Source organism: Methylobacterium platani (assembly GCF_001653715.1).
GTDB classification, from domain to species: domain Bacteria; phylum Pseudomonadota; class Alphaproteobacteria; order Rhizobiales; family Beijerinckiaceae; genus Methylobacterium; species Methylobacterium platani.
The window spans coordinates 1-24,499 of record NZ_LWHQ01000054.1 but is presented as its reverse complement, the minus strand read 5'-3'; the positions used below and the strand labels follow the sequence as shown (position 1 = coordinate 24,499).

Here is a 24,499-nt window from a genome sequence, read left to right as displayed (position 1 = left end):
TCCAGATCCTGAATGAATCAATCGCCGCGCGCCGTCACCCCCTCAATCGCATTCTCTGAATCGCCCTGGCCTCCGACCTTCCACCCATTGGCCGCGGGGGCACCGGAGCCTATAAGTCGGCGTTAAGGAACGCCAGCAACGAGAGCCCCAGGCCGATGACCCGCATCCCGGATTTCTCGGAGATCGCCTACGCGGCGGCCACGTCGACCGCCGCCGCGAGCGCGGCCGCCGCCGAGCCGTGGATGACCCCGGAGGGCATTCCGGTGAAGGGCGCCTACGGCCCGCAGGACCGGGACGGGCTCGATCTCGCCGGCTCCTATCCGGGCATCGCGCCGTTCCTGCGCGGGCCCTATCCCACCATGTACGCGACCCAGCCCTGGACGATCCGGCAATATGCCGGCTTCTCCACGGCCGAGGATTCGAACGCCTTCTACCGCCGCAACCTCGCGGCCGGGCAGAAGGGCCTGTCGGTCGCCTTCGACCTCGCCACCCATCGCGGCTACGATTCCGACCACCCGCGGGTGTCGGGCGACGTCGGCATGGCGGGCGTCGCGATCGATTCGATCTACGACATGCGGACGCTGTTCTCGGGGATTCCCCTCGACCAGATGACCGTGTCGATGACGATGAACGGCGCGGTGCTGCCGGTGCTCGCCCTCTACATCGTCGCGGCCGAGGAGCAGGGCGTGCCGCCCGAGAAGCTCGCCGGCACGATCCAGAACGACATCCTCAAGGAGTTCATGGTCCGCAACACCTACATCTACCCGCCGGCCGGGTCGATGCGGATCATCTCGGACATCTTCGCCTACACCTCGGCGCACATGCCGAAGTTCAACTCGATCTCGATCTCCGGCTACCACATGCAGGAGGCTGGGGCGACGCAGGACCTCGAACTCGCCTACACGCTCGCCGACGGCGTCGAGTACATTCGCGCCGGCCTCGCGGCGGGGCTCGACATCGACAAGTTCGCGCCCCGCCTGTCGTTCTTCTGGGCGATCGGGATGAACTTCTTCATGGAAGTGGCCAAGATGCGGGCGGCGCGCCTGCTCTGGGCCGCCCTCGTCAAGGAGTTCGCGCCGAAATCCGACAAGTCCCTGGCGCTGCGCACCCATTCGCAGACGAGCGGCTGGTCGCTGACCGCGCAGGACGTGTTCAACAACGTCACCCGCACCTGCGTCGAGGCGATGGCGGCGACGCAAGGGGGCACCCAGTCGCTGCACACCAACGCCCTCGACGAGGCCTTGGCGCTGCCCACCGACTTCTCGGCCCGCATCGCCCGCAACACCCAGCTGTTCCTGCAGCAGGAGAGCGGCACCACCCGGATCATCGATCCGTGGGGCGGCTCCTACTACGTCGAGCGGCTGACGCAGGACCTCGTCGCCCGGGCCTCCGAGCATATCCGCGAGGTCGAGGCGCTCGGCGGCATGGCGAAGGCGATCGAGGCCGGCATCCCGAAGCTGCGCATCGAGGAGGCGGCGGCCCGCACCCAGGCGCGGATCGATTCGGGCCAGCAGGTCATCGTCGGCGTCAACCGGTTCAAGCCCGACGGCGACCGGGCGATCGACCTCCTGCGCGTCGACAACGGCAATGTCCGCACGCTCCAGATCGACAAGCTGAAGCGCCTGCGCGCCGAGCGCGACGGGCAGGCGGTGGAAGCCCGCCTCGCGGCCCTGACCGAGGCGGCCAAAGGCTCCGGCAACCTCCTCGCGCTCGCCGTCGAGGCGGCGCGGGAGAAGGCCACGGTCGGCGAGATCTCGGAGGCGCTGGAGCGGGCCTGGGGCCGGCACCGGGCCGAGATCCGGGCGATCTCGGGCGTCTACAAGCGGGAGATGGGCGGCATGTCGGCGGCGGTCGAGCGGGTGCGGGGCTTGGTCGAGGCCTTCGAGGAGGCGGATGGGCGACGCCCCCGCATCCTCGTCGCCAAGATGGGCCAGGACGGGCACGACCGCGGCCAGAAGGTGATCGCCTCGGCTTTCGCCGATCTCGGCTTCGACGTCGATATCGGCCCGCTCTTCGCCACCCCCGAGGAGGCGGCGCGCCAGGCGGTGGAGAACGACGTCCACATCGTCGGCGTCTCGTCGCTCGCCGCCGGCCACCTCACCCTGGTGCCGGAGCTGAAGCGCGCCCTCGACGAGGCCGGCCGGCCCGACGTGATGATCGTCGTCGGCGGCGTGATCCCGCCGGGCGACTTCGCGGCGCTCCGCCAGGCCGGCGCCTCGGCGATCTTCCCGCCCGGCACCGTCATCGCCGAGGCGGCGTCCGAGCTGATCGCCGAGCTGAACGCGCGGCTCGGCTACGCGCCGCGCATCGCCGCGGAGTAGCATTGTCTCGGTGCGAGGCATGACGCGGGATCCCCTCTCCCACACGGGAGAGGGGGGATCCGCTCGATCGTTAGGACTCCGCTGACCAAGACGCGCTACAAGGCGGGCTCCTCAACCGGACCCCGCCCTTGCGCTATCCGCCCCACCTGCTCGAAGAGATCCGCTCCCGGCTGCCGGCCTCCGAGGTCGTCGGGCGGCGCGTGCGCCTCAAGAAGGCGGGGCGTGAATGGCGCGGCCTGTCGCCGTTCAACGCCGAGAAGTCGCCGTCCTTCTACGTCAACGATCAGAAGCAGTTCTATCACTGCTTCTCGTCCGGCAAGCACGGCGACATCTTCACCTTCCTGATGGAGACCGAAGGGGTTTCGTTCCCCGAGGCCGTCGAGCGCCTCGCCTCCGAGGCCGGGGTGGCGTTGCCGGTCGCCACCGAGGCCTCGCGCGAGAGCGAGACGCGGCGGCGCGGCGCGATCGAGGTGATGGAGCTCGCCTGCACCTTCTTCGAGGACCAGCTCGCCGGCCGCGCCGGGGGGCGCGCCCGCGACTATCTCGCCGGCCGCGGGCTCGACGGCGAGATCCGCCGCACCTTCCGCCTCGGCTACGCCCCGCCCGAGCGCTACGCGCTCCGCGACCACCTCGCCGCCCGCGACGTGCCGGCCGAGCTGATGGTGGAACTGAACCTGCTCACCACCGGCGACGACATCAAGGTGCCGTTCGACCGGTTCCGCGACCGGGTGATCTTCCCGATCCGCGACGTGCGCGGCAAGGTCGTGGCGTTCGGCGGCCGCGGCATGAGCCCGGATGCCAAGCCGAAATACCTCAACTCCTCCGAGACGCCGCTCTTCCACAAGGGGCGGATGCTCTACAACCACCACGCCGCGCGAAAGCCCGCCCACGACACCGGCCGGGTGATCGCGGTCGAGGGCTACGTCGACGCGATCGCCATGACGCTGGCCGGCCACCCGGAGGTGGTCGCCTCGCTCGGTACGGCGCTGACCGAGGACCAGCTCGGCCTGCTCTGGCGCATGGCCGACGAGCCGATCCTGTGCTTCGACGGCGACGGCGCCGGACGGCGCGCCGCCTACCGCGCCCTCGATGTGGCTTTGCCGGCACTGCAGCCGGGAAAATCCCTGCGCTTTGCCCTGATGCCCGAGGGCCAGGACCCGGACGACCTCCTGCGCACCGGGGGACCGGGCGCCATCGACCGGGTGCTCGACGGCGCGAAGCCCCTCGTCGACGTGCTGTGGTCGCGCGAGACCGAGATGAGCCCGGTCGACACGCCGGAGCGCCGCGCCGGCCTCGCCCAGCGCCTGCGCGAGATCGTCGGCGGCATCCGCGACGAGACCTTGAAGCGCTACTACCGCGACGAGATCGAGGCGCGCCTGCGAGGGTTGAGCCCCAATGGCGGCGGACGGCGCGAGGGCGGGTCCGAGCGCCCGTACCGCGAGCGCGCGCCGTTCGTGCCGCGCGGCCGCGGGGCGCCGCCGGTCCCGGTCTCGCCGCGCCTCACCGCCCGGGCGAGCCCGCTGCTCGCCCGCTCGTCGCTGTTCTCCGGCGGCTCGTCCTCGCGCGAGGCCCTGATCGTCGCCGCGCTCCTCGTCCATCCCGAGCTGCTCGCCCGCGAGGCCGAGGAGCTGGCCGAGGTCGCGTTCGAGGGGGCGGATGCCCGGGCCCTGCGCGGCGCGCTCCTCGACCTCGCCGCCGAGGGCGGGGCGGGCGAGGCGGCCTTGCTCGACGCGCGGCTCGAGCGGGCGGGGCTCGCCGCCGCGGCCGGCCGCGTCGCCGGGCTGGTGCGGCCCGGCGACCGCTGGGTGCTCGATCCGCACGCCGATCCGGTGCGGCTGGAGGACGCGCTCCGGCAGGCCGTGATCTTGCACCGCAAGGCCGGAACGCTACATAGCGAACTCCGGGCCGCAGAACGCGCCCTGGCCGAGGAGGAGACGGAGGCCAACTTCGCCTGGCTGCGGGACGTGAAGTCCCGCCTCTCCGTCGTCGCTGGCGCAGAGGGCGAGACGGAGGCGGCCGAGGACATGGAATCGCCCTGACGCGACGCGCCGCTTGCGGCTTGCCTCCAGACTAGTTAACGGCAAGTCGATCGAATGGCTTGCACATTTGCGTGAGATCCTGGGGCGGCTCGTGCGCCGTCCGACGAGACATCACGGTGCCGGCACGGCGGGAGTCTCCCCCGCCCGGGCACTGCCGACACCGGGAAGCATAGGCTGAGCATGGCGACGAAGGCAACGGAACGAGACGAGACCGAGGCGGCCCCCGAGCAGCAGACCGACGGCCCGCTCCTCGACCTGACGGATGCCTCCGTCAAGCGGATGATCAAGCTCGCCAAGAAGCGTGGCTACGTCACCTACGACGAACTGAACGAGGTGCTGCCTCAGGAGGAGTTCACCTCCGAGCAGATCGAGGACGTGCTGGGCCAGCTGTCGGAGCTCGGCGTCAACGTGGTCGAGGCCGAGGAGGCCGACGAGCAGCAGGGCGAGGCCGCGCCCCAGGAAGCGGGCGAGGAGGAGGAGGCGAGCGAGGGCGGCGAAGTCGCCGAGGTCGCCGCCGCCCGCCCCGTCGCGCTCCGGGCCGAGACCACCAAGGAGCCGACCGACCGCACCGACGATCCGGTCCGGATGTACCTGCGCGAGATGGGCTCGGTCGAGCTCCTCTCCCGCGAGGGCGAGATCGCGATCGCCAAGCGCATCGAGGCCGGTCGCGAGGCGATGATCGCCGGCCTGTGCGAGAGCCCGCTGACCTTCCAGGCCATCATCATCTGGCGCGACGAGCTCGTCGACGGCCGGGTGCTGCTGCGCGACATCATCGATCTCGAGGCGACCTATGCCGGCCCCGACGGCCGCGCCGGCCCCGCCGAGGGCGAAGGCGAGACCGAGGAGGACGGCGAGGCCGAGGGCGAGACCCCGCCCGAGGGCGAGGGCGACGAGGACGACCTCGAGAACAACGTGTCGCTCTCGGCGATGGAAGCCGAGCTGAAGCCGCGCGTGCTCGAGACCTTCGACGCGATCGCCGAGAACTACCGCAAGCTGCGTAAGGTCCAGGCCGAGCAGGCCGAGACCCGGCTGAAGGGGGCCGCGGCCTCCGAGTCGCAGGGGCAGCGCTACGCCGAGCTGAAGAACACCGTCGTCGCCGACGTGAAGTCGCTGTCGCTGAACGCCAACCGCATCGAGGCGCTGGTCGAGCAGCTCTACGACATCAACAAGCGCTTGATCTCGCACGAGGGCCGCCTGATGCGGCTCGCCGAGAACCACGGCGTCGCCCGCGACGAGTTCCTGCGCCACTACCAGGGCTACGAGCTCGATCCGCACTGGGTCGAGCGGGTGGCCAAGCTCGGCGGCAAGGGCTGGAAGAACTTCACCGAGCGCGGCGCCGTCAACATCCTGACTTTGCGCGAGCAGATCATCTCGCTCGCCTCCGAGACCGGCCTGGAGATCCAGGAATACCGGAAGATCGTCCACATGGTCCAGAAGGGCGAGCGCGAAGCCCGCCAGGCCAAGAAGGAGATGATCGAGGCGAACCTGCGGCTGGTGATCTCGATCGCCAAGAAGTACACCAACCGCGGCCTGCAGTTCCTGGACCTGATCCAGGAGGGCAACATCGGCCTGATGAAGGCGGTCGACAAGTTCGAGTACCGCCGCGGCTACAAGTTCTCGACCTACGCCACCTGGTGGATCCGGCAGGCGATCACCCGCTCGATCGCCGACCAGGCCCGCACGATCCGCATTCCGGTGCACATGATCGAGACGATCAACAAGATCGTCCGGACCTCGCGCCAGATGCTGCACGAGATCGGCCGCGAGCCGACCCCGGAGGAGCTGGCCGAGAAGCTGGCGATGCCGCTCGAGAAGGTCCGCAAGGTCCTCAAGATCGCCAAGGAGCCGATCTCGCTCGAGACCCCGATCGGCGACGAGGAGGATTCCCACCTCGGCGACTTCATCGAGGACAAGAACGTCGTCCTGCCGATCGACGCGGCGATCCAGTCGAACCTGCGCGAGACCACCACCCGGGTGCTCGCCTCGCTCACCCCCCGCGAGGAGCGCGTGCTGCGCATGCGCTTCGGCATCGGCATGAACACCGACCACACCCTCGAGGAGGTCGGCCAGCAATTCTCGGTGACCCGCGAGCGCATCCGCCAGATCGAGGCCAAGGCCCTGCGCAAGCTCAAGCATCCGAGCCGGTCCAGGAAGCTGCGGAGCTTCCTCGACAACTGAGTTCTGCGAATGCCAGGCAGGAAGGCCCGGGAGGTACCGCCTCCCGGGCCTTCCTCGTTATATGCAGGTAGCGGGAGCCGCCCCCGGGTCGCATGCCGGATGCGCGTCCCCGTCGCCCCATAGCCAAGCCTTGCCGTCCCGCCCGGCAGCGCCCATGTCAGAGCCATGCACGACCAGCCTCGCCAGGACCCCGCCCCGACGCCCACGGCCGCGGCGGACGGGTCGGAGGCGAGCGACATCCCGATCGGCCTGTTTCGCGACTGCGTGGCGCTTCGCGACTGGCTCCTCAGCGAGGGCGCGCGGCTGCCGGAATCCGGCGATCTCCTCGCCGGCATGGCCGAGCGGCTGAACGACCTCGGCGTGCCGGTCGACCGGGCCACCACCGCCATCGACGCGCTGCACTCGGACTATTCCGGCGTCGGCCGGTTCTGGACCCGGGAGGACGGCGTCAGCTTCCGCCTGTTCCCGCACGGCGAGGTCACCGAGCAGGCGCTGGCCCGCAGCCCCTTCGCGCATGTCTACGCCACCGGCCGGTGGCTGATCCTCGACCTGCGCGAGACGCCGGACGACCTCTACAGCATCGTCCCGGAGCTGAAAGGCGCGGGCTACACCCACTACATCACCGTGCCCTTGTTCTTCACCAACGGTACCAAGAACGGCGTCACCTTCGCCACCCGCGATCCGCGCGGCTTCGGCGACGACGACCTGGCGATCCTGCGCTTCATCATCCCGACCCTGTCGGCGGTGATGGAGATGCGCGGCCTCAACGCCCGGCTCGACCACGTGCTGCGGGTCTATGTCGGCGACGGGCCGCACCAGGCGATCCTCGCCGGCTTCATCCGCCGCGGCCAGGTCGAGCGGATCCGATCGGCGATCCTGTTCGCCGACATGCGCGGCTACACCCATCTCACCGACGCGCTCGCACCCGAGGCCTCGGTGGAGCTTCTCAACACCTATTTCGACTGCCTCGTCCCGCCGATCGAGAGCGAGGGCGGCGAGGTGCTGAAATACATGGGCGACGGCCTGCTGGCGATCTTCCGCGAGAGCGGCGACGACCTCGGCGGCGCGGCGCAAGGGGCGCTCACGGCGGCCCAGGCCGCGCTCCGCCGCGTCGAGGAAGCGAACCGCGCCGGGCGCTTCCCCACCCGCATCGAGGTCGGCATCGCGCTCCATCACGGCGAGGCGGCCTATGGCAATGTCGGCTCAGGCGCCCGGCTCGATTTCACGGTGATCGGCCGCGACGTGAACCTGGCCAGTCGGCTCGCCAAGCTCAACAAGGTCCTGTCCGAGCCGCTGCTGATGTCGAAGCCCTTCGTCGACTTCCTGTGGGGCGACCCCGAGCTGCTCGGCACCCACCCCCTCGACGGCATCGCCGAGGAGATGGCGATCTATCGCCCGGGCAAGGGCGGCTGAAGAGGTTGACGAAAGCGGGCCGGCTCGCCAAATTCCGGCCGTTCCAGGGAGATCCCCGGCAAGGGGCTGAGACACCGCTGGACTGGGGGCCCCGTGGCCCCGGTCGGCGCGGAAATCCTTCGAACCTGATCCGGCTCATACCGGCGTAGGGATTGGACAGGGTCCGCGAAGACCCCCGCGCATCATCCGGCAACCGGGCGCAGTCCACTCTCTTCGGGCCACCGCGGAGACGAAGGGTGCACGCGCAGACGATCGGACGGCGAGGCGGACCGGCCGACATTGCCGAGGGCGAGCGGCTGCCCGAGCGGGCCGACGTGGCGGTGATCGGCGCCGGGCTGATCGGCCTGTCGGTCGCGTGGCGCCTGGCGCGCGCCGGCCTCGCCGTCGCGGTGATCGAGCGGGGCCGGGCGGGCGACGGGGCGAGCCTCGCCGCCACCGGCATGCTGGCGGCCGCCGCCGAGCACGAGCCCGGGGCCGAGGCCCTGTCGCCGCTCTGCCTCGAGAGCCAGCGCCTCTGGCACCCGTTCCGCGATGCGCTGGAAGCCGAATCCGGGCTGACCATCGATTACCGCCGCGAGGGCACCCTCGTCATCGCGCTCGGCCGCGACGAGGTCGAGCGCCTGCGCTTCCGCCACGACCTCCAGCGCCGCGACGGGTTGTCCGCCGAGTGGCTGTCCGGTCCGGCGGTGCGCGCCCGCGAGCCGGGCCTGCGCCCCACCGTCACCGCCGGCCTGTTCTGCCCCGAGGACCATCAGGTCGATCCCGCGCGCGTCATGGCGGCCCTGCGCGCGGCGTTCCGCGGTGCCGGCGGCCGGCTGGTCGAGGGTTGCACCGTCACGGCGCTCGCCCGCGAGGGCGGCCGGGTCGCCGGCATCGAGACCACGTCGGGCGCGCTGCGGGCCGGCACCGTGGTGCTGGCCTCCGGTGCCTGGGCCGGGGAGGGGAGCCTGGTGCCCGATCTCGCGCTGCCGGTGCGCCCGCTCAAGGGCCAGTCGATGGCGCTGCAGATGACGCCGCGCAGCGGCTCCCTCTCCCACGTGGTCTGGACCGAGCAGGTCCACATGGCGCCGAAGGGCGACGGCTCGCTCATCGTCGGTGCCACCGTGGAGGAGACCGGCTTCGACCCGCACCTCACCGCCGGCGGCCTCTACGCCCTGCTGGAGGGCGCGCGGCGGGCCCTGCCGGGGGTGGAGGAGATGCAGGTGTCGGGCGTCTGGAGCGGCTTTCGCCCGACCTCCGACGACGACGCCCCGATCCTCGGCGAGGCGCTGCCGGGTCTCGTGCTCGCCGCCGGCCACCACCGCAACGGCTACCTCCTGGCGCCCGTCACCGCCGAGGCCGTCTCCACCCTGATCCTGCGCGGCGAGACGCTGCCGGTGGCCGCGCCCTTCGGCCTCGCCCGCTTCACCTCCGCCCGGGAGACCCGATGAAGATCCACGTCAACGGCGAGCTCCGCGACAGCGCGGCCGCCACCCTCGACGCCCTGTGGCGCGACGAGACCGCCGACCTCGACCTGCCCGGCCCGCAGGGCTTCGCCATCGCGCTCAACGGTGCGGTGGTGCGCCAGCGCGACTGGGCCGGCACGGCGCTGAGCGAAGGCGACCGCGTCGAGATCGTGCGCGCCATGCAGGGCGGCTAGACACCAGAGACTCCGGAGAAACTCCCATGACCGACACCCCCGACGATCCCTTCGTCATCGCCGGCACGAGCCTGTCCTCGCGCCTCCTCATCGGCACCGCCGGCTACCCGACGCAGGCGATCATGAGCGAGGCGGTGCGGGCGAGCGCCGCCGAGGTGGTGACGGTCTCGATCCGCCGCATCTCGCTCCACGGCCACGGCTCGGACACCGTGGCGCGGCTCAAAGGCGCCCGCTTCCTGCCCAACACCGCCGGCTGCGAGACCGCCCGCGACGCCGTGATGACGGCGGAGCTCGCCCGCGAGGCGCTCGGCACCACCTGGATCAAGGTCGAGGTGATCGGCGACCGCGAGACCCTCTATCCCGACGTCGCCGAGACGATCGAGGCCACCCGCCAGCTCGTCGAGTCCGGCTTCACGGTGCTGCCGTACTGCAACGACGATCCGGTCGTGTGCAGCCGGCTCGCCGATCTGGGTGCGGCCGCCGTGATGCCGATGGGCTCGCTGATCGGTTCCGGCATGGGCGTCGCCAACCCGGCCAACCTCGAACTGATCTGCCGGCGCTCGCCCGTCCCGGTGATCGTCGATGCCGGCATCGGCACCGCCTCGGACGCGGTGATCGCGATGGAGCTGGGGGCGGCCGCGGTGCTCCTCAACACCGCCGTCGCGAAGGCCGACGATCCCGTCCGGATGGCCCGCGCCATGCGCCACGCCGTCGAGGCCGGCCGCCTCGCCCATCTCGCCGGCCGCATCCCGCGCCGGGCGCGCGCCGAGCCGTCGAGCCCGCAGCTCGGCCTCGTCGGCTCGTGAGCCTGCCCGCCCGCCTGCTGATCGTCACCGACCGGCACGGCTGCCCGGAGCCCCTGGAGGCCCGCGTCGCCGCCTGCCTCGCCGCCGGCGCCCGCTGGATCTGGCTGCGCGACCGCGACCTGCCGGACGCGGAGCGGGCGGCCCTCGCCGTGAATCTGGCAGGGCGGGTGGCGCGGGTGGGCGGGGCGCTCACCATCGGGCGCGATGTCGAGCTGGCGGCTCGGGTCGGCGCGGCGGGCGTGCAGCTCGGCGCGGCGGCGGACGTGGCGGCGGCCCGGGTGCGGCTGGGGCGCGGGGTGCCGCTCGGCGTCTCGGCCCATTCGCTGGACGACGTGCGGGCCGCGCGGGAGGCGGGGGCGGATTACGCGACCCTCAGCCCGATCTTCCTGACCGCCAGCAAGCCGGGCTACGGACCGGCCCTGGGGCTGGATTCTGTGCGCGCGGCGGCCGCGATTCTGCCGACCGTGGCGCTCGGCGGCATCGACCCGGCGACGGCTCCGTCCTGCCGCGAGGCCGGCGCCGCGGCCGTGGCGGTGATGGGGGCGGTGATGCGGGCGCCGGAGGTCGGGGCGCTGATTCCGGCGCTCGCCTGACGCTGTCGCGTCTCCGACCCTTATCTCCCTGGATCGACCGTGAAAGAAGCGGCGCGGGTCTTCTCCTCTCCCCGCCGGGCGGGGAGAGGGCTGTGTCCCCGTGCAGGGGACGCAGCGAGGCGCAGCCGAGGGTGAGGGGGTCTCTCCGGATGAGGCTCCTCCGGCACCACCCCCTCACCCTCGCGGCGAACCTGCGGTTCGCCGCTCCCTGAGCCCCTTCGGAGCTCAGGCCTCTCCCCGCCCGCGGGGAGAGGGGGACACCCGCGCCTCATCCTCCCGCAGCCTCGCCCTGATCCGCCGCCGCACCCGCCGCCATCGGCCCTGCTCGACGGCCCGGCTGCGGACCCAGGCCGCATGCTCCTCCCCGAACGCCCATCCCTCCGGATCCTCGGGATGCTCCCGCATCACCGCCTCGGCGAGCGCATCGATGGCCTCGCGCGGGATCAGCCGGGGGAGGATGAGTCCTTCGAGGAGCGTCCAGCCGATGGCGATTGCGATGGGGGCGAGGGCTATCGCGATCGCTGCGAATTTGACGCCTGCCCAAAGTCAGTCGATCATTACCGGTCGCTGCGTGCAATCGACGTCGTAGCTATCACGCGCGAAGCAGATTCAGGAATAGGAAGCAAATTACGAGTTTCACGATACTCGTAACGCCAGTTCCTTCAAATTCCGGTTCTCACCTCCGACAGATGGTTTCCGGAGGTGCAGCGTGTCGCTTGCGATCATTTTCGGAACGAACCTGCGTCATCACCGGAAACTGAAGGGGATGACGCAGTCCGCCTTGGCCGATCAGGTTTCGCTCTCGACGGAAATGATCAGCAAGATCGAGCGCGGCGTTGCGTCGCCGTCCTTCGCGAATATCGAGAAGCTGTCGGAGGTGCTGGAAATCCCGGAGGTGGCGCTGTTCGGTGGTGGCCTGTTCTTCGCAGCTGGCGGGGATCGATCACAACTATTGTCAAAAATCCAAAGCAAGATATCCCGATTGAGCAATGAGCAGCTAGTCCGAGTCGATAAGATCCTCGCGGCATTCATCGGCTAGTGCCTGTCCCAACGACAACGTCATCCTGAGGGGTTGGCCGATCGAAGATCGGCTGGCCTCGAAGGAGGGCTGCAGCAATTACGGCGACCTCTGGAGCCCTTCTTCGAGGCCAGTCCATTCAAGATGGACTGGCACCTTGGGATGAGGTCGGGAGTGGGATTATCAATTCAGGTTTGAGCGCGAAATAAAAATCAGTGAAGCCGCAAGCGAAAGATTTTGGCATCTATGGTGCACTGGTGCGGACGGCGGGACTCGAACCCGCACGACCAGAGGTCGCAAGATTTTAAGAACTGTGATGGGGGCTAACGCGGCCTAACAGTTCGGCCGATCGCCAGGCCTCAAAGCTCTTGCAGCACTTAGCTTTCTTGTCGGAAAGCGCCACTCAGGGTAACACTGCCAAACACGCCTTAACGGGCATTTTGGCGTACCCCCGTGTTACCCCTGGAGCGCATCTCGTGACAGCGAAGGTGCTCACCGTGCAGAGTGTAGAACGCCACAAGCCGAACCCTGAGCGGCGGCTTGAGATCCCGGACGCGACGCTGCCAGGCTTCTACTTGGTCGTGCAGCCGAGCGGGGCGAAGTCGTGGGCGGTACGCTACCGCATCAACGGGCAGCCCCGGAAGTACACGATAGGCGCCTATCCGCTGTTCGACCTAGGAGCAGCACGGGCCCGCGCTCGCGAGGCGCTGCAGATGGTTGCCCTCGGCCGCGATCCCTACGTGGAGAAGAAGGCAGCCGCCGCAGCGGCTCACGTCGCGGAGAAGGATCGTGTCGCTCACGTCGCGACCCTCTATGTGGAGCGGCATCTCAAGCCGAATGCAAAGGCGGGCTATGCCGAGACTGCTGCAGCGCTGATTACGAACCACGTGCTGCCACGTTGGGGCAATCGCCGGATCGGCGACATCGGCCGCACCGATGTCATCGCGCTGGTCGATGCCCTCACAGACAAGGGCATGACCACCGGGGCGAACCGCGTCTTCGCCACCACGCGGGCGATGTTCAATTTCGCGCTCGCACGGGGGATGATCCCGACCACGCCGTTCCTTGGTCTCAAGCCGCCGCTGGCGGAGACCAGCCGCGATCGCGTGCTGACCGATGCTGAGATCAGGCTGGTGTGGCTCGCGGCGGAGGAGATTGGTTTTCCGTTCGGCCCGATGGTCCAGCTGCTTCTTCTGACCGGCCAGCGACGCGACGAGGTCGGCAAGATGGTCTGGCCGGAGCTGGATGGCTCGGTCTGGACCATCCCGGCGGTGCGCACGAAGAACTCTCTTGAGCACGTCGTGCCGCTAGCGCCGCGGGTTTGCGCGATCCTCGACGCAGTCCCTCGCATCGCTGGTGCTGGCTTCGTCTTCACGCGGAGCGGCACCACGCCAGCAGCGGACTACTCGGCTGGCAAGAAGCGCCTGGACGCCGCCATACTGTCGATCGCCAAGAAGGAGGCGGCCCAGCAGGGGAGGGACCCGAAGGCCTTCAGCCTCCCTCCCTGGCGACTCCACGATCTGCGCCGAACCTGCAGCTCCGGTATGGCACGGCTCAAGGTCACCCCGCACGTCATCGAAGCGGTCCTGAACCATCGTTCCGGCACGATCAGCGGCGTGGCTGCCGTCTACAACCGCTACGCCTATCTAGACGAGAAGCGTGCGGCGCTGGAGGCGTGGGCGCAGTATATCGCGAGGCTTGCAGAATGAGCAGATCGCCAGAAAGCAAAACTGGAGCCTTCAAGGAGCAATTACTCCAGAGTGCAAAATCAGCATCGCGCCAACCGCCCAATATACGGGCGGGCATGGTAAGATTGATCCTAAGGAATAGCATTTTTCACGATTTTTCAGTCCTTCGTCCGGATCTAACTTTTGAGTTGATTTCTGAGGCAGAAATATTTCTGGTTGCTTATTCGGATGCGAGCGGCGCTGAATACTTCCAAGGATGGCTTCAGGACGAATGCGAAGATATTAATCGCACAATCGATCTTCTGTCACTACATCTTGCTAAGCAGGCGGAGGCAGGTGCAGATTGGCGGGCCGCTCATAACGCATTTCAGAATGGAAGCCTCGCCACACAGCTGCGGAGTGCATTCATATCGGCTGCTAAATCGAAGTGCGATTGGATATCCTGCAGTGACGATAGGCTAGAATTCCACGGTCGCTGGATCAGTGATTTCATTAGCTTTGGACCAGAGGCTGAACCATACGAAATCCAAGCGAAACGTCTATCGGCAATTAAGTGGATGTGTGAACAGCCATGGTACGCATCCTGCGTGCCTAACGCTATGCGTTCCATTGTTTCTCCCTCAAATCTTGTTTCGAAAAAAGAAGCGTCTTCGACAGATGGCGCTAAATTTTTCGATCAAGAAACTATTGATAAAAAAAGTGTGGGTCGCCCGTTAGGATCGGGCCTTGCCGATCATGATCTGAAATTGTGCCTGGAAATAGATGCGCTTCTAGAGAGCAATATGGCTGGGAATGTCGGAGACGCTATCATTACACTGGATAGAGATGGCAAAATCCGAGGCGCCGAAACGCACCGTAGGCGACGCCTGGCCGAACGGTACAAGAATAAACACAAGGGGCGTGGTTAGGCCCCGCGGTGAAATGCGGAAAAATGCGGCGTCGATTATTCTGCATTCAAAAGCAATGACTTAGCCGAGCATCTGCTCATGATGGCAAGCGTCCCCTAACAAGGAACGACGCGATGCCACATTATAAGACGAGTCGTCCCGGCGAGATGCTGCCGGCGGCTCACGTGCGCCAGCGGTACGCTATCAGCGACATGACTCTCTGGCGCTGGGAGAAAGATCCCAAGCTGGATTTTCCCAAGCCGATCCGCATCAACGGCCGCCGCTACTGGCGCGTGACGGATCTTGTGAGCTTCGAAACTCGCCAGTCCTCGCAGCAGGAGGCCGCGTAACGCTTATGGCTATGAACGTCGAAGCCCGCGCGGCGGTGGCTCGCCGACGGGCTTCGGAAGATGTCTGCTTGGGCGCCGACATCTCCGAAGTAGCGCAAATCGCCTCTCAAATCCAGATCCGGCGACTGCTTGCCCGCTTCGATTTCTCGCCAGAACGCGCGCTCGCCGTCGCCGAGTTAGCGTTCGCCGCTACCGGGAGGCGCGCATGAGCGCCCCCACCTCCACACCGGCTCTCCGGCCGGCCGATCGATATGGACCGTGGGCCGATGGACTGAGCACGGCCGAGCGGCGCGCTCGCCTCAGGTGCCTGCGAGCCATCGTGCATCTCGTCTGTGGCACTCACGGCGCCGAACTGGTCGCGACGCTTGATCAGGCGGAATTTGACGCCGCCGCTTTGCGGCGCTCCGTCGATGAACTGGGTCGGCTCGCCTCTTTGGATCGCAGGAAGGTGCTGACGACGTTCGCGGCGCTGCACCGCCCGCTCGCTCCCAAGCAGGGGAGCAGGTCATGAACGCGCCCCTTCGGAACACCGATCACATTGCCCACGGTAGCACCGAGATGCTGCGCGAGTGCGCGGCAGAGTGTCTGAACATGGTCAGCTTCTACGCCGCCTTGGCGACCGACTACGCGGCGATCCCCGACGACGCCGGGCTCAACTATGCAACCCGCCAAGCCGTCGCCGCCATGCGTCAGGCCGTCGGCATCCTGGCGATGCTTCCGGCAGCGAAGGAGGACGACCGATGACCGCCGCTTTCCAGGTAGAGACTCCGTCGCTGCCGGCGGCGCTCGCCCCGATGATGACCGAGCGTCGGTGGCTTGTGTGGCGGTGGGAGCCGAGCCCTACGACGGGCAAACCGACGAAGGTGCCTTATCGCGCCGATGCACCCGATCGGAAGGCCGCGAGCGACAACCCTGCCACATGGGGCAGCTTCGCCAGTGCCTCCCGATCGGCGGCAGAGGGTAAGGCAGATGGTATCGGCTACGCCCTCATGGGGAGTGAGATCGCCGCCTTCGACCTCGACGACTGCAGAGATCCCGCGACCGGCCGCATCGACCGGTGGGCCCTCGACCTCATCGAGCGGGCGTGCAGCTACGTCGAGGTGACTGTCAGCGGCAGCGGGCTGCGCATTCTCGGCCGCGCCGCTGGTGATCACGTCCACCGTGCCCATGCTGTGCCGAATTCAAATGGCGCAAGGCTTGAGACCTACCGTCAGGCCAAGCGCTACATCGTCGTCACCGGCAACGTGATTGAGGAAGCCTCCGCCGAGCTGGCGGACCTCGACATCCTGATTGATGAGACGATCGCCGACCTCGACGCGGCAGCGAAGGCTAAGAAGGATCGGCAGCGGGCGGAGAGGAACCGCCAACGGGAGGTGGAGTGCCAGCGCAGCCGGCGCTCCGATGACTGGTACGAGCCGCAGGCCGGCAATCTGCACCCGCAGCTTGAGCGCATAATCCGCTACGGCGCTCCGATCGGCGAGCGTAGTGACGAATTCCACCACGTCGTCGGCTGGCTCAAGGGTGACGGCTATTCGCCAAGCCAAATCGAGAGTTTGCTTTCGGCGTATCCGGAGGGCATCGCCGAGAAGTTCTCCGGTCGACTGAGACAAGAAATCGACCGGTGCTATGACAAGACGGACGGGCCGCGCGAGCGCGCCCACTCCGGCGAGCGCCAGCGCGTCGCACGTCAGGCCGAGCCGCCACAACCCATTGAGCTGCACTGGCACGGTGAGGCTGACCCGAACGCGGATCGGGCATGGCTCATCCGACACCTCGTATTCGAGACCGGCAAGGGCTTGGTGGCGGGGCAGTGGGGTGCGGGCAAGACGTTCGGCGTGCTCGATATGAGCGGGTCTGTGATGACAGGCGAGCCGTTCGCTGGCCGGAAGGTGATGCGCACCGGCGGCGTGCTGTTCATTGCGCCCGAGGGCGCCTTTGAGATCCCGGTTCGGCTCCGCGGCGTGGTTGAGGGCAAGCTGCGCGGCGCTGCGATGGCTCGGGCTGCCACAGGCGGCCCGCCGATCAATCCGGACAATCTGCCGTTCGTGTGGATCGAGGAATGCCCGCCGCTCACCAAGGCCGGCAGCCTCGACCGGCTGATTGCGACTGCGAAGGCAGCCGCGGCCGAGATGGATCGCCGGTTCGGTGTGCCCATCGTTCTGGTGGTGATCGATACCGTGGCGGCCGGCGCCGGGTTCGAGGACGAGAACAGCGCATCCGAGACGCAGAAGGTGATGGACGCCATGGGGACGCTCAGTCGGGAGACCGGCGCGTTCGTCCTCGGCGTCGACCACTTCGGCAAGGTGTCCGAGACTGGCACCCGCGGATCGTCGGCGAAGGAGGCCGCAGCCGATGTGGTGCTCGCGATGCTGGCGACCCGCAGCGAGGCCGGCGAGATCAGCAACACCAGGATGGCGGTGCGCAAGGTCCGCGGCGCCCGGAGCGGCTATGAGATCCCGTACAACCTGGAAGTCGTCACCCTCGGCCTCGACGAGGACGACGAACCGGTAACGACGTGCATCGTCACGTGGCAGACGCAGGCGGAGCAGGCCCCGCAGCCGACGAAGGCGAAGGAACGATGGCCGCAGTCCTTGCGCGTGTTCCGGACAGCCTTGAGCACGGTGCTGATCGATGACGGCAAAGATGCTTGGCCGTTCGGCAGCGAGGGGCCGAAGGTGCTCGCCGCTCGCGTCAGCGCACTGAGGGATGAGTTCTGCCGCGCCTATCCGGTGTCGGGGGAGACCGCTGAGAAGCAGGCCGATGCCAAGCGCAAAGGCTTCACTCGCGCGCTCAAGACCGCGATGGACCGGGGCTTGGTCGCCACGCGGGAAATCGGGGGCGTGGATCACGTTTGGCTGGTCGCGGGCGGACAGGAATGAGCCTCCGGACGGACACCGGACAAACAGGACACTCTCTTAGAGATCGTGTCCTGTCCGTCCGGTTTGTCCGGTTTCTGGACATTTGGGACATCCGGGACGTTTGTCCGGTTTGTCCGGTTTGTCCAGCTCCAGATCGTTGCAGGTGCGATGGTAGAGGGCAGCTACTCCGCTCCGAAATCGATGGAGATGCGAGGCGTGGGGTTCAGGGCGGCGGGTTCATCCGCTGCGTAGAGCGGACACCGCAAAATTGTCGGGGGATCTATACGCGCCGCCTCCGCCGGGAAGTATCAAAAATCTGAGCTGGTTCAGCGATCGGCTCCGGCGGTGACAGGACGCCAACTTAGCAAGACAAGATGTGGCGCTGCGATGACTGGCGCAACCTGCAACGCGGCGCTTGCCTCTGCGCTCACGTCGTCTTACATTGGTGTCAACGCTCGTTGACTGCACTGTAAGGCAAGGCCATGGCTCGCGGCGGGTTCGTCACCTACACCAGAGTGAGCACGGACAGGCAGGGCAAGAGCGGGCTCGGCCTGGAGGCTCAGCGCGACGCGGTGCGCACCTACCTCAACGGCGGCAAGTGGCACATCATCGCCGAGTTCGTGGAGGTGGAGAGCGGCCGGAACGATGCCCGCCCGGCGCTTGACGAAGCCCTCGCCGCTGCCCGCCTGCACCGCGCCCCCCTTGTGGTCGCCAAGGTGGACCGCCTCACCCGCTCCGTCGCCTTCCTCACCAAGATCCTGTCCAGCGGCGTCGATGTCCGGTTCTGCGACCTCCCCCAGGTCGAGGGGCCGGCGGGCCGGTTCATGCTCAACCAGATGGTTGCCGTCGCCGAGCTTGAGGCGGGCCTGATCTCCGATCGCACTAAGGCCGCCCTCAAGGCCGCCAGGGCTCGCGGCGTGAAGCTGGGGGGCAATCGGGGCAGCGTCGTCACCGATGCCGCCCGCGAGGCTGGCAGGGCCGCAGGCGCCGCCCGTGCGCGTTCCCGTGCCGCTGACCTCGCGCCGACCATCGCAGCCCTCAAGGCCGAGGACATCACCTCTGCCAGCGGCATTGCTGCCGCCCTGAACGCCAAGGGCATCCCTGCCGCCCGCGGTGGCGAGTGGCAGGCAATTCAGGTTCAGCGGCTCCTAGCCCGCCTCGGCACCTAACCTGCGCACAACGCCCTGCACTCCCTGCCGCCGGTCAATCTCCGCCGCGTGCTCGGCAGCGGCGCTGCGCCGCTCGCCGCTACCAAGCCGGCGGATGGCTACTTCACAGTGAAGCTGAAGAACGGCGTCGCGCCCGGCGTATTCATCTGCTCCGCCGAACGCCAGATCCTCCACGATTTAGCGCATAGAGTGTTCCCCATCAGGGCAGGGGCGCCGAACCCGAACGTGTTCAGGTTTACGGATTTAGTGTTTAGGACGCTACTCTGATCCACGCCGCCAGTGCGCATATATGCCTGCGCTTCAGAGAACAAGATCAAGCCATAATCGGTAGTCGAGCCAAATTCTTCAAATCTTGCATTTGCTGCATCTGATATATCTAAGATCCACTCACATCCATATGTCGTTATAAAACCGTCCGCTCGCGGATCGTGTAAACAGAACGGATGCTTGATTGGATGTTCTGATTGTAATATAAGAAAGAATTTACCGCCAACTGGGTCGTTCTGCAGTACGATTGCGGGCGAATTCATACCGTGAGCATCAATATATATCAGCTCTCCAGGTTCAGCGTGCCGCTTCTCTTTGATTGAAAAGTCTTTGTGGATGCGCATGGTTCTTTCCGCCTGAGCACGGCGCGGCGATCGCCGCGGTCGCGCCCGCAACCTGCGGCCTCCCCGCCTCAATCACAAGCCTGCATCGCATTGGCCATGACCAAGGGCACGCGCCGGTTTCTACGGCCGACCACGGGGACGTCCTGGCGCCTGAACAGCAGTTGATGCTGACCGTAGTAGCGAGTGGCAGGCCTTGCAGGCGCAGTGGGTTCTTACAAGCGTATGAACCACGCCCAGTGATATCCAATGTGACTCAGTGATAGATATCTTTATAGAATAATCGGCTATATTAGAATGAGCACAGCCGTTGCAAACCGGAACCAAAGTGCTATCAATTGTGATATTCAGAGGATAGACAGCTTCGCGGGCCGTCCTTTCGAGGGTGCCGCGCCCCATCCAACAACGGGAACCTCAGCTCCGTGGCCCGCACTTTACGAAGACAGGCGGACAAGCTGGGGGAGGGCGCAATCAATTCAGGTGGCAGCATGACCTCAGCCCACATCCGCCAGCGCGGCCGAGAGATCTTCGGTCCTGAGTTCGACGGCTTCCTCGCCCTTGGCGTGAGCGGCGCCAACGCCTTCGCCGAGACCGTCTGGGCCGATCCCGAGCCGATCGATCGCGACCTGGACGAAGTCTCCCGCGACATCCTCCGCTCCATCATGGCGGCCATGGACGAGGCACTTCGGCACTACGATGTGCCCGAGGAAGCCAAGGCCTTCGCCACCGAGTCCGCGCTGCGCGCCTTCCATGATCGGATGTGCGCCCTCGCCGACGGCAGCCGCGGTGAGGTTGGTCACGCATGAGGGCCGCGAGTACCGAGCGCGGCGCCATGAAGCGCCGCCCCGACAAGCTGAGGAACGGGCTCAGCAACGGCTCACGCCTGCATATCAGGCAGGTGGACGGCCGCACGGAAGCGGGCCGCCGCTTCGCCGATCTCGTTCACGATCTCACCGCCGAGCGGGGCGGCACGGCGGCGGTCTCTATCACGCAGGCCCAGGCCATCCGCCGGTATGCGGCGCTCGCCGTCGAGTGCGAGTCGATGGAGGCCGACCGCGCTGCCGGACAGGCGATCGACGCGGAGGCCTTCGGGCAGCTCGCCGACAGGATGGACCGCCAGGCGCGTCGGATGGGCGAGCCCAAGACAGCCAACAAGACCCTGAGCGCCCGTGAGTACGCATCGAGCCGCGGGCCTCAGCGATGAAGCGGCTGATGAGCATGCGCGAGGCGCTGGAGGAGCCGTCCATCTTCGGCGGCATCCTCCCCGGCGAGAGCTGGGCGAACTGGCGCACGCTGCTGATCGGCGCCCTGGGCGAGCCTCTGACCGCCGAGGAGCGCGCCGTCTTCACCAGCCTGACCGGCCGGGAGCGCGAGCCCAGCGAGCCTGTGGACGAGCTTTGCGCGATCATCGGCCGGCGCGGCGGCAAGACCCGGGCGCTGAGCGTGGCCGCGTCGTACTTCGCGGTACTGGTCGACCATGAGGAGGTGCGAGCGCCTGGTCAGCGCCTGCTGCTGCCCATCATGGCCCAGGGCACCCGCGAGGCCGGCGAGGCCTTCGGCTACCTGCGCGGCGTGTTTACGGAGGTGCCGCGCTTCGCTGCGCACGTCGACCACATGACGTCCGACACGATCGAGTTGGACGTCGGTGTCGACATCCAGGTCCGCCCGGCGAGCTATCGCACCAGCCGTGGCTTCACGGCGGTGGCAGTGATCGCAGACGAGGTCGCGTTCTGGCGCATCGAGGGCTCAGCCAACCCGGACCGCGAGATCCTGGACGCGGTGCGCCCGACGCTCGCCACCACTGGCGGGCCGCTGCTGATCCTGTCCTCGCCCTACGCCAAGAAGGGCGAGCTGTACGCGACCTACCGTCGGCACTACGGCCCGGATGGTGATCCTCGCGTCCTGGTGGCGAAGGCGCCGACGCTCACCATGAACACCAGCCCCCGCGTGGCGCGCGAGGTGGCGCGTGCGATGGAGCGCGATCCGGTCGCGGCACGCACCGAATACGGCGCTGAGTTTCGTGAGGGGGTGTCGGACTACATCAGCCCCGAGACCCTGGACGCCTGCACCCAAGCCGGCGTGAAAGAGGTGCCGCCCGACCGGTGGACGACCTATCACGCCTTCGTGGACCCGGCCGGCGGCTCCGGCCAGGACGGCATGACCCTCGCCATCGCCCATCGCGGCCCGGACGGCGTTGGCATGCTAGACGCGGTGCGGGAGGTATCGCCGCCTTTCTCCCCCGAGAGCGTGACGATCCAGTTCGCTGAGTTGCTGAAGGCCTACCGCGTCAGCAGCGTGCAGGGCGACCGCTACGCCGGCGAGTGGCCCCGCGAGCGCTTCCGCGAGCACGGGATCACGTACGTGCTCGCCGACAAGAGCCGGTCCGAGATCTACCAGGCGCTGGTGCCGGCGCTGAACAGCCGGCGGGTGCGGTTGCTGGACGTGCCGAAGCTGCGCTCGCAGCTCGCCAGCCTTGAGCGCACCGCCAACCCGGGCGGACGGGACAGCATCGATCACCCGAAGGGCCATCACGACGACGTGGCGAACGCTGCGGCCGGCGCCCTGATCCGCTGCGCGGGCGCTGGGGGCGCGGGGCTGATGGATCTGTACGACGACAGCGAGGCCAGTCAGGAAGCCGATCGGCGGCTCGATCGCTGGTTCATCAACCAGGGTCGCGGCTTCTGATGGCGCCGCAAGTCCTGATCCCCTGGAACCGCGACGAGGCGGTGACCATCACGCAAGCCGCGTTCCTCGCCAAGAAGTCGACCGTGACCATGCGAGGGTGGGCGGCCAAGCACCACATCGGCCGCCGCGTCGGCGGCGGGGCGTGGATGATCTCGCAGCCCGCCTTGCTGATGCTGCTGGACGACGACGCCGAGACCCTGGCCGCCTACCTCGGCGGCGACCGCTACGGCGATCGGGTCCGGCACTACTTCAAGCGCTGTGGGATCTGACATAATCGTCAGAATGAACAGAAGCGAAAATATCGAAATTTTCGCTGTAGGGATCTGCGCGAAAGCCTGCCACTGTCACAACTAGACAGACCGCAGGGCCGTCCCATGCAACTCACCTATGAAGAGATTGCGCACATTGCTCGGCGCCGCCAGCACCTCGCCGGCCAAGAGCACAAGTTCGATGCGCGCGGCCAACTCCGGGACGGACACAAGTTCAGCACGTCCCTCCATTTCTCCGACCATGCTACGGGAGCACAGCCGATGACCCTTGAAGACGCCTTCGCCAAGAGCAATCACCCGCGAGCGCATGAGCTGATGCACAAGGCCCGACATGCTCAGGGTTACACGGCATCCGATAGCCGCTTCGTAGTTGAGCAGGGCATTCAGGCGCTGCGCGGCATTGCCGCTCAGCTTCGCATGTATGCAGATGGCGCCTACTCGGCGCCCGGTATGATCGGCGACAGTGACAAGGTGGCCTGCAAGGACGCCGCCAGCTTCCTCGACGGACAGGTTGCCGTCGCCGAGCACCGCCTCCTGTCGGGGGGCATCCGCTGATGGCCGCCAACCTGTCTCTCGTGGAGGCGCAGCCCTCCCTCTTCAATCGCATCGCCGCGATCCTCACCGGCTCCACCACCTCCGCCGCCGTCTCGAACCTGCTGCGCGATGTGGACGCCGAGACGACTGCCGCGGCCGACGAGGCGCGGCGGGTCGAGGTCCGCGCGTTGGATCCGCTCACCCCGGCCAGCGAGGTCGAGGAAGCGCAGTCGGCGCTCATCCGGGCCACCTTCGCCCAGAAGCGTCTCGCTGCCGCCAGGGAGCGCCTGGAAGCCCGCCTGACGACCGTTCAGGCCGCGGAGCGGGAGGCAGAGTCCGCGCGGTTGTTCGGGATCGCCAAGGCCGAGCACGAAGCCTGCGTGAAGCTGCTCAAGGACCGCTATTTCCCGGTGGTCAAGGAGCTGTCCGAAATCATCGAACGGTGCGAGCGGGCCGACGCGCACAACCGGCAGCAGGGTTATTCCGCGCTCCGGCGATGTGAAGACGCGGCCTTCGGGGTCGGCAATGGCTATGACCGCAGCACTCTCGCGAGTGTCACGCGGCTGCCAAACCTGACCATGCCTGGGCACGTCGTTTACCCGGACCCGGTCGTTTCGATCGACTGGAGGGACCCGCGCTATGGCCTCTGAGCGCAAAATCGGCGCGCACGTCTATCGGTGCGAGAAGCTGCCGGCGACTGAAGGGCTTCCCCTGCTTCTGCGGGTCACGAGGTTCTTCGGGGCCGCCCCCGCCATGCTGCTGTCGATCGTCTCGAACGCGAGCGACGCGCCGTCCGCCTTCCTCGCAACCTGCATGGGCACGGATGTCGATCCGTCCGAGACGCAGGCGCTCCTGACCGATCTGGCGCAGTCCTGCACCACCGGCGGAAATCCCTGTGTGGTCGGGGTAAAGCCGCAGTCGATCGAGGATCTGGTGTCGGTCGCCTGGTTTGCCCTGGAGGTGAACTTCAAGGATTTTTTGGTCGCAAGCCTGTCCAAGCTGCCCGCGTCTCAGGAAGCGTAGGCCGGGGCGGGCTATCTGACCGCGAGTTCAAGGCACTCGCGCCGAACCTATCCGATCGTATCTATCTGCTGAGGCCAACTCAGCTGTTTTCCAACCCGCCGCTGTGCTCGCTGCACGAGTTGCGGACGATTTACACGATCGACGATCTCGCGGACTTCCACGAGACATTGGACCTGCGACAGGCCGAGGTCGAGCGGTACGAACGCGACATTGCTAAAGCACGTGAGCAGCAACGACAGCAAGGAAGGCGTCGCTGATGATACTGGAAGAGCTTGTCGCTCGTTTGGGGTTCAAGGTCTCCGGCCAGTCGGAGGCACAGAAGTTCCTCAAGCAGCTTGACGCGCTGAAGCGCACCGCCAAGGACATTAACAAGAGCTTCAAGCTCAATCTCTCGGGCAACGCTAGAGCGTTTTCGGCTTAG

26 protein-coding genes and 1 riboswitch are annotated in these 24,499 nt (G+C 67.3%); of the genes, 25 read left to right on the top strand and 1 reads right to left on the bottom strand.

Annotation, left to right across the window (positions count from 1 at the left end; genetic code table 11):
• Positions 1 to 155: 155 nt before the first annotated feature.
• The 17 genes from scpA (at position 156) to A5481_RS25270 (ending at position 18,959) form a co-directional block, all read left to right on the top strand.
• The gene (gene scpA, locus A5481_RS25345; RefSeq protein ID WP_048435154.1) at positions 156 to 2,321 is read left to right on the top strand and encodes a methylmalonyl-CoA mutase; all 2,166 of its coding nucleotides are present in this window, start codon (positions 156 to 158) and stop codon (positions 2,319 to 2,321) included.
• A gap of 128 nt (positions 2,322 to 2,449) precedes the next feature.
• Positions 2,450 to 4,360 (top strand): DNA primase, encoded by a 1,911-nt coding sequence (gene dnaG / locus A5481_RS25340; protein ID WP_048435153.1) that lies wholly within the window; start codon positions 2,450 to 2,452, stop codon positions 4,358 to 4,360.
• A gap of 180 nt (positions 4,361 to 4,540) precedes the next feature.
• Complete coding sequence (gene rpoD / locus A5481_RS25335; RefSeq protein ID WP_048435152.1) at positions 4,541 to 6,538, top strand: RNA polymerase sigma factor RpoD; 1,998 nt, start codon at positions 4,541 to 4,543, stop codon at positions 6,536 to 6,538.
• A gap of 165 nt (positions 6,539 to 6,703) precedes the next feature.
• Positions 6,704 to 7,951 (top strand): adenylate/guanylate cyclase domain-containing protein, encoded by a 1,248-nt coding sequence (locus A5481_RS25330; protein WP_048435151.1) that lies wholly within the window; start codon positions 6,704 to 6,706, stop codon positions 7,949 to 7,951.
• Between the two features lie 36 nt (positions 7,952 to 7,987).
• Positions 7,988 to 8,121, top strand: a riboswitch (TPP riboswitch).
• A 66-nt stretch (positions 8,122 to 8,187) separates the two neighbouring features.
• The gene (thiO, locus tag A5481_RS25325) at positions 8,188 to 9,381 is read left to right on the top strand and encodes a glycine oxidase ThiO (RefSeq protein WP_048435150.1); all 1,194 of its coding nucleotides are present in this window, start codon (positions 8,188 to 8,190) and stop codon (positions 9,379 to 9,381) included.
• The gene (gene thiS, locus A5481_RS25320) at positions 9,378 to 9,590 is read left to right on the top strand and encodes a sulfur carrier protein ThiS (RefSeq protein ID WP_048435149.1); all 213 of its coding nucleotides are present in this window, start codon (positions 9,378 to 9,380) and stop codon (positions 9,588 to 9,590) included. Before thiO ends, thiS begins: the two co-directional genes overlap by 4 nt.
• 26 nt (positions 9,591 to 9,616) lie before the next feature.
• Positions 9,617 to 10,396, top strand: a complete 780-nt coding sequence (gene thiG / locus A5481_RS25315; protein WP_064504406.1) for a thiazole synthase — start codon at positions 9,617 to 9,619, stop codon at positions 10,394 to 10,396.
• Entirely contained in the window at positions 10,393 to 10,989 is a 597-nt protein-coding gene (locus A5481_RS25310; RefSeq protein ID WP_064504405.1) for a thiamine phosphate synthase, read from the top strand. Before thiG ends, A5481_RS25310 begins: the two co-directional genes overlap by 4 nt.
• Before the next feature lie 709 nt (positions 10,990 to 11,698).
• Entirely contained in the window at positions 11,699 to 12,028 is a 330-nt protein-coding gene (locus A5481_RS25300) for a helix-turn-helix domain-containing protein (protein WP_082172939.1), read from the top strand.
• Positions 12,029 to 12,483: 455 nt separating this feature from the next.
• Positions 12,484 to 13,716: a tyrosine-type recombinase/integrase gene (locus tag A5481_RS25295; RefSeq protein WP_048432181.1), complete on the top strand. Its 1,233-nt coding sequence runs from the start codon at positions 12,484 to 12,486 to the stop codon at positions 13,714 to 13,716.
• A complete protein-coding gene (locus tag A5481_RS33900; protein ID WP_156311707.1) occupies positions 13,713 to 14,603 on the top strand; it encodes a hypothetical protein in 891 nt (296 codons plus the stop codon). The genes A5481_RS25295 and A5481_RS33900 overlap by 4 nt, the downstream gene beginning before the upstream one ends.
• Before the next feature lie 113 nt (positions 14,604 to 14,716).
• Positions 14,717 to 14,932 carry a helix-turn-helix transcriptional regulator gene (locus A5481_RS25290; protein ID WP_048432180.1) on the top strand — a complete coding sequence of 72 codons (216 nt, stop codon included), beginning with the start codon at positions 14,717 to 14,719 and terminating at the stop codon, positions 14,930 to 14,932.
• A gap of 68 nt (positions 14,933 to 15,000) precedes the next feature.
• On the top strand, positions 15,001 to 15,141 hold the full coding sequence (locus tag A5481_RS33895; protein WP_156311706.1) for a hypothetical protein: 141 nt from the start codon (positions 15,001 to 15,003) through the stop codon (positions 15,139 to 15,141).
• Positions 15,138 to 15,443 (top strand): hypothetical protein, encoded by a 306-nt coding sequence (locus A5481_RS32790; protein ID WP_197514240.1) that lies wholly within the window; start codon positions 15,138 to 15,140, stop codon positions 15,441 to 15,443. The genes A5481_RS33895 and A5481_RS32790 overlap by 4 nt, the downstream gene beginning before the upstream one ends.
• Positions 15,440 to 15,676: a hypothetical protein gene (locus A5481_RS25280; RefSeq protein WP_048432178.1), complete on the top strand. Its 237-nt coding sequence runs from the start codon at positions 15,440 to 15,442 to the stop codon at positions 15,674 to 15,676. Before A5481_RS32790 ends, A5481_RS25280 begins: the two co-directional genes overlap by 4 nt.
• Positions 15,673 to 17,811: an ATP-binding protein gene (locus A5481_RS32785; RefSeq protein WP_245238619.1), complete on the top strand. Its 2,139-nt coding sequence runs from the start codon at positions 15,673 to 15,675 to the stop codon at positions 17,809 to 17,811. The genes A5481_RS25280 and A5481_RS32785 overlap by 4 nt, the downstream gene beginning before the upstream one ends.
• Positions 17,812 to 18,272: 461 nt before the next feature.
• The gene (locus A5481_RS25270) at positions 18,273 to 18,959 is read left to right on the top strand and encodes a recombinase family protein (RefSeq protein ID WP_048432177.1); all 687 of its coding nucleotides are present in this window, start codon (positions 18,273 to 18,275) and stop codon (positions 18,957 to 18,959) included.
• A gap of 98 nt (positions 18,960 to 19,057) precedes the next feature.
• On the opposite strand, the gene A5481_RS33890 is transcribed toward A5481_RS25270, so the two are convergent.
• Entirely contained in the window at positions 19,058 to 19,570 is a 513-nt protein-coding gene (locus A5481_RS33890; RefSeq protein ID WP_156311705.1) for a hypothetical protein, read from the bottom strand.
• A 485-nt stretch (positions 19,571 to 20,055) separates the two neighbouring features.
• Here A5481_RS33890 and A5481_RS25265 point away from each other — a divergent pair, with 485 nt between their 5' ends.
• From A5481_RS25265 to A5481_RS33885, 8 genes are all read left to right on the top strand, one after another.
• On the top strand, positions 20,056 to 20,373 hold the full coding sequence (locus A5481_RS25265; protein WP_048432176.1) for a hypothetical protein: 318 nt from the start codon (positions 20,056 to 20,058) through the stop codon (positions 20,371 to 20,373).
• 26 nt (positions 20,374 to 20,399) lie between these two features.
• Positions 20,400 to 20,771 carry a hypothetical protein gene (locus A5481_RS25260; protein WP_156311704.1) on the top strand — a complete coding sequence of 124 codons (372 nt, stop codon included), beginning with the start codon at positions 20,400 to 20,402 and terminating at the stop codon, positions 20,769 to 20,771.
• A complete protein-coding gene (locus A5481_RS25255; protein WP_048432174.1) occupies positions 20,768 to 22,252 on the top strand; it encodes a hypothetical protein in 1,485 nt (494 codons plus the stop codon). The genes A5481_RS25260 and A5481_RS25255 overlap by 4 nt, the downstream gene beginning before the upstream one ends.
• Positions 22,252 to 22,521, top strand: coding sequence for a hypothetical protein (locus A5481_RS25250; RefSeq protein WP_048432173.1), 270 nt, complete (start codon positions 22,252 to 22,254; stop codon positions 22,519 to 22,521). The genes A5481_RS25255 and A5481_RS25250 overlap by 1 nt, the downstream gene beginning before the upstream one ends.
• A 105-nt stretch (positions 22,522 to 22,626) precedes the next feature.
• Positions 22,627 to 23,076, top strand: coding sequence for a hypothetical protein (locus tag A5481_RS25245; protein WP_048432172.1), 450 nt, complete (start codon positions 22,627 to 22,629; stop codon positions 23,074 to 23,076).
• Positions 23,076 to 23,705: a hypothetical protein gene (locus A5481_RS25240; RefSeq protein ID WP_048432171.1), complete on the top strand. Its 630-nt coding sequence runs from the start codon at positions 23,076 to 23,078 to the stop codon at positions 23,703 to 23,705. The genes A5481_RS25245 and A5481_RS25240 overlap by 1 nt, the downstream gene beginning before the upstream one ends.
• The gene (locus A5481_RS25235) at positions 23,695 to 24,078 is read left to right on the top strand and encodes a phage tail assembly chaperone (protein ID WP_048432170.1); all 384 of its coding nucleotides are present in this window, start codon (positions 23,695 to 23,697) and stop codon (positions 24,076 to 24,078) included. Before A5481_RS25240 ends, A5481_RS25235 begins: the two co-directional genes overlap by 11 nt.
• Before the next feature lie 256 nt (positions 24,079 to 24,334).
• Complete coding sequence (locus tag A5481_RS33885; RefSeq protein WP_156311703.1) at positions 24,335 to 24,499, top strand: hypothetical protein; 165 nt, start codon at positions 24,335 to 24,337, stop codon at positions 24,497 to 24,499.

Bases quoted from the DNA above. Each gene is read 5' to 3' on its own strand.
- A5481_RS33890 (WP_156311705.1), bottom strand. From the start codon at position 19,570: ATGCGCATCCACAAAGACTTTTCAATCAAAGAGAAGCGGCACGCTGAA.
- A5481_RS25235 (WP_048432170.1), top strand. From the start codon at position 23,695: ATGGCCTCTGAGCGCAAAATCGGCGCGCACGTCTATCGGTGCGAGAAG.
- A5481_RS33900 (WP_156311707.1), top strand. From the start codon at position 13,713: ATGAGCAGATCGCCAGAAAGCAAAACTGGAGCCTTCAAGGAGCAATTA.
- A5481_RS33885 (WP_156311703.1), top strand. From the start codon at position 24,335: ATGATACTGGAAGAGCTTGTCGCTCGTTTGGGGTTCAAGGTCTCCGGC.
- A5481_RS25260 (WP_156311704.1), top strand. From the start codon at position 20,400: ATGAAGCGCCGCCCCGACAAGCTGAGGAACGGGCTCAGCAACGGCTCA.
- A5481_RS25240 (WP_048432171.1), top strand. From the start codon at position 23,076: ATGGCCGCCAACCTGTCTCTCGTGGAGGCGCAGCCCTCCCTCTTCAAT.
- A5481_RS25270 (WP_048432177.1), top strand. From the start codon at position 18,273: ATGGCTCGCGGCGGGTTCGTCACCTACACCAGAGTGAGCACGGACAGG.
- thiS (WP_048435149.1), top strand. From the start codon at position 9,378: ATGAAGATCCACGTCAACGGCGAGCTCCGCGACAGCGCGGCCGCCACC.
- A5481_RS25250 (WP_048432173.1), top strand. From the start codon at position 22,252: ATGGCGCCGCAAGTCCTGATCCCCTGGAACCGCGACGAGGCGGTGACC.
- thiG (WP_064504406.1), top strand. From the start codon at position 9,617: ATGACCGACACCCCCGACGATCCCTTCGTCATCGCCGGCACGAGCCTG.
- A5481_RS25330 (WP_048435151.1), top strand. From the start codon at position 6,704: ATGCACGACCAGCCTCGCCAGGACCCCGCCCCGACGCCCACGGCCGCG.
- A5481_RS25245 (WP_048432172.1), top strand. From the start codon at position 22,627: ATGCAACTCACCTATGAAGAGATTGCGCACATTGCTCGGCGCCGCCAG.
- A5481_RS25290 (WP_048432180.1), top strand. From the start codon at position 14,717: ATGCCACATTATAAGACGAGTCGTCCCGGCGAGATGCTGCCGGCGGCT.
- A5481_RS25255 (WP_048432174.1), top strand. From the start codon at position 20,768: ATGAAGCGGCTGATGAGCATGCGCGAGGCGCTGGAGGAGCCGTCCATC.
- rpoD (WP_048435152.1), top strand. From the start codon at position 4,541: ATGGCGACGAAGGCAACGGAACGAGACGAGACCGAGGCGGCCCCCGAG.
- A5481_RS32790 (WP_197514240.1), top strand. From the start codon at position 15,138: ATGAGCGCCCCCACCTCCACACCGGCTCTCCGGCCGGCCGATCGATAT.
- A5481_RS32785 (WP_245238619.1), top strand. From the start codon at position 15,673: ATGACCGCCGCTTTCCAGGTAGAGACTCCGTCGCTGCCGGCGGCGCTC.
- A5481_RS25280 (WP_048432178.1), top strand. From the start codon at position 15,440: ATGAACGCGCCCCTTCGGAACACCGATCACATTGCCCACGGTAGCACC.
- A5481_RS25265 (WP_048432176.1), top strand. From the start codon at position 20,056: ATGACCTCAGCCCACATCCGCCAGCGCGGCCGAGAGATCTTCGGTCCT.
- scpA (WP_048435154.1), top strand. From the start codon at position 156: ATGACCCGCATCCCGGATTTCTCGGAGATCGCCTACGCGGCGGCCACG.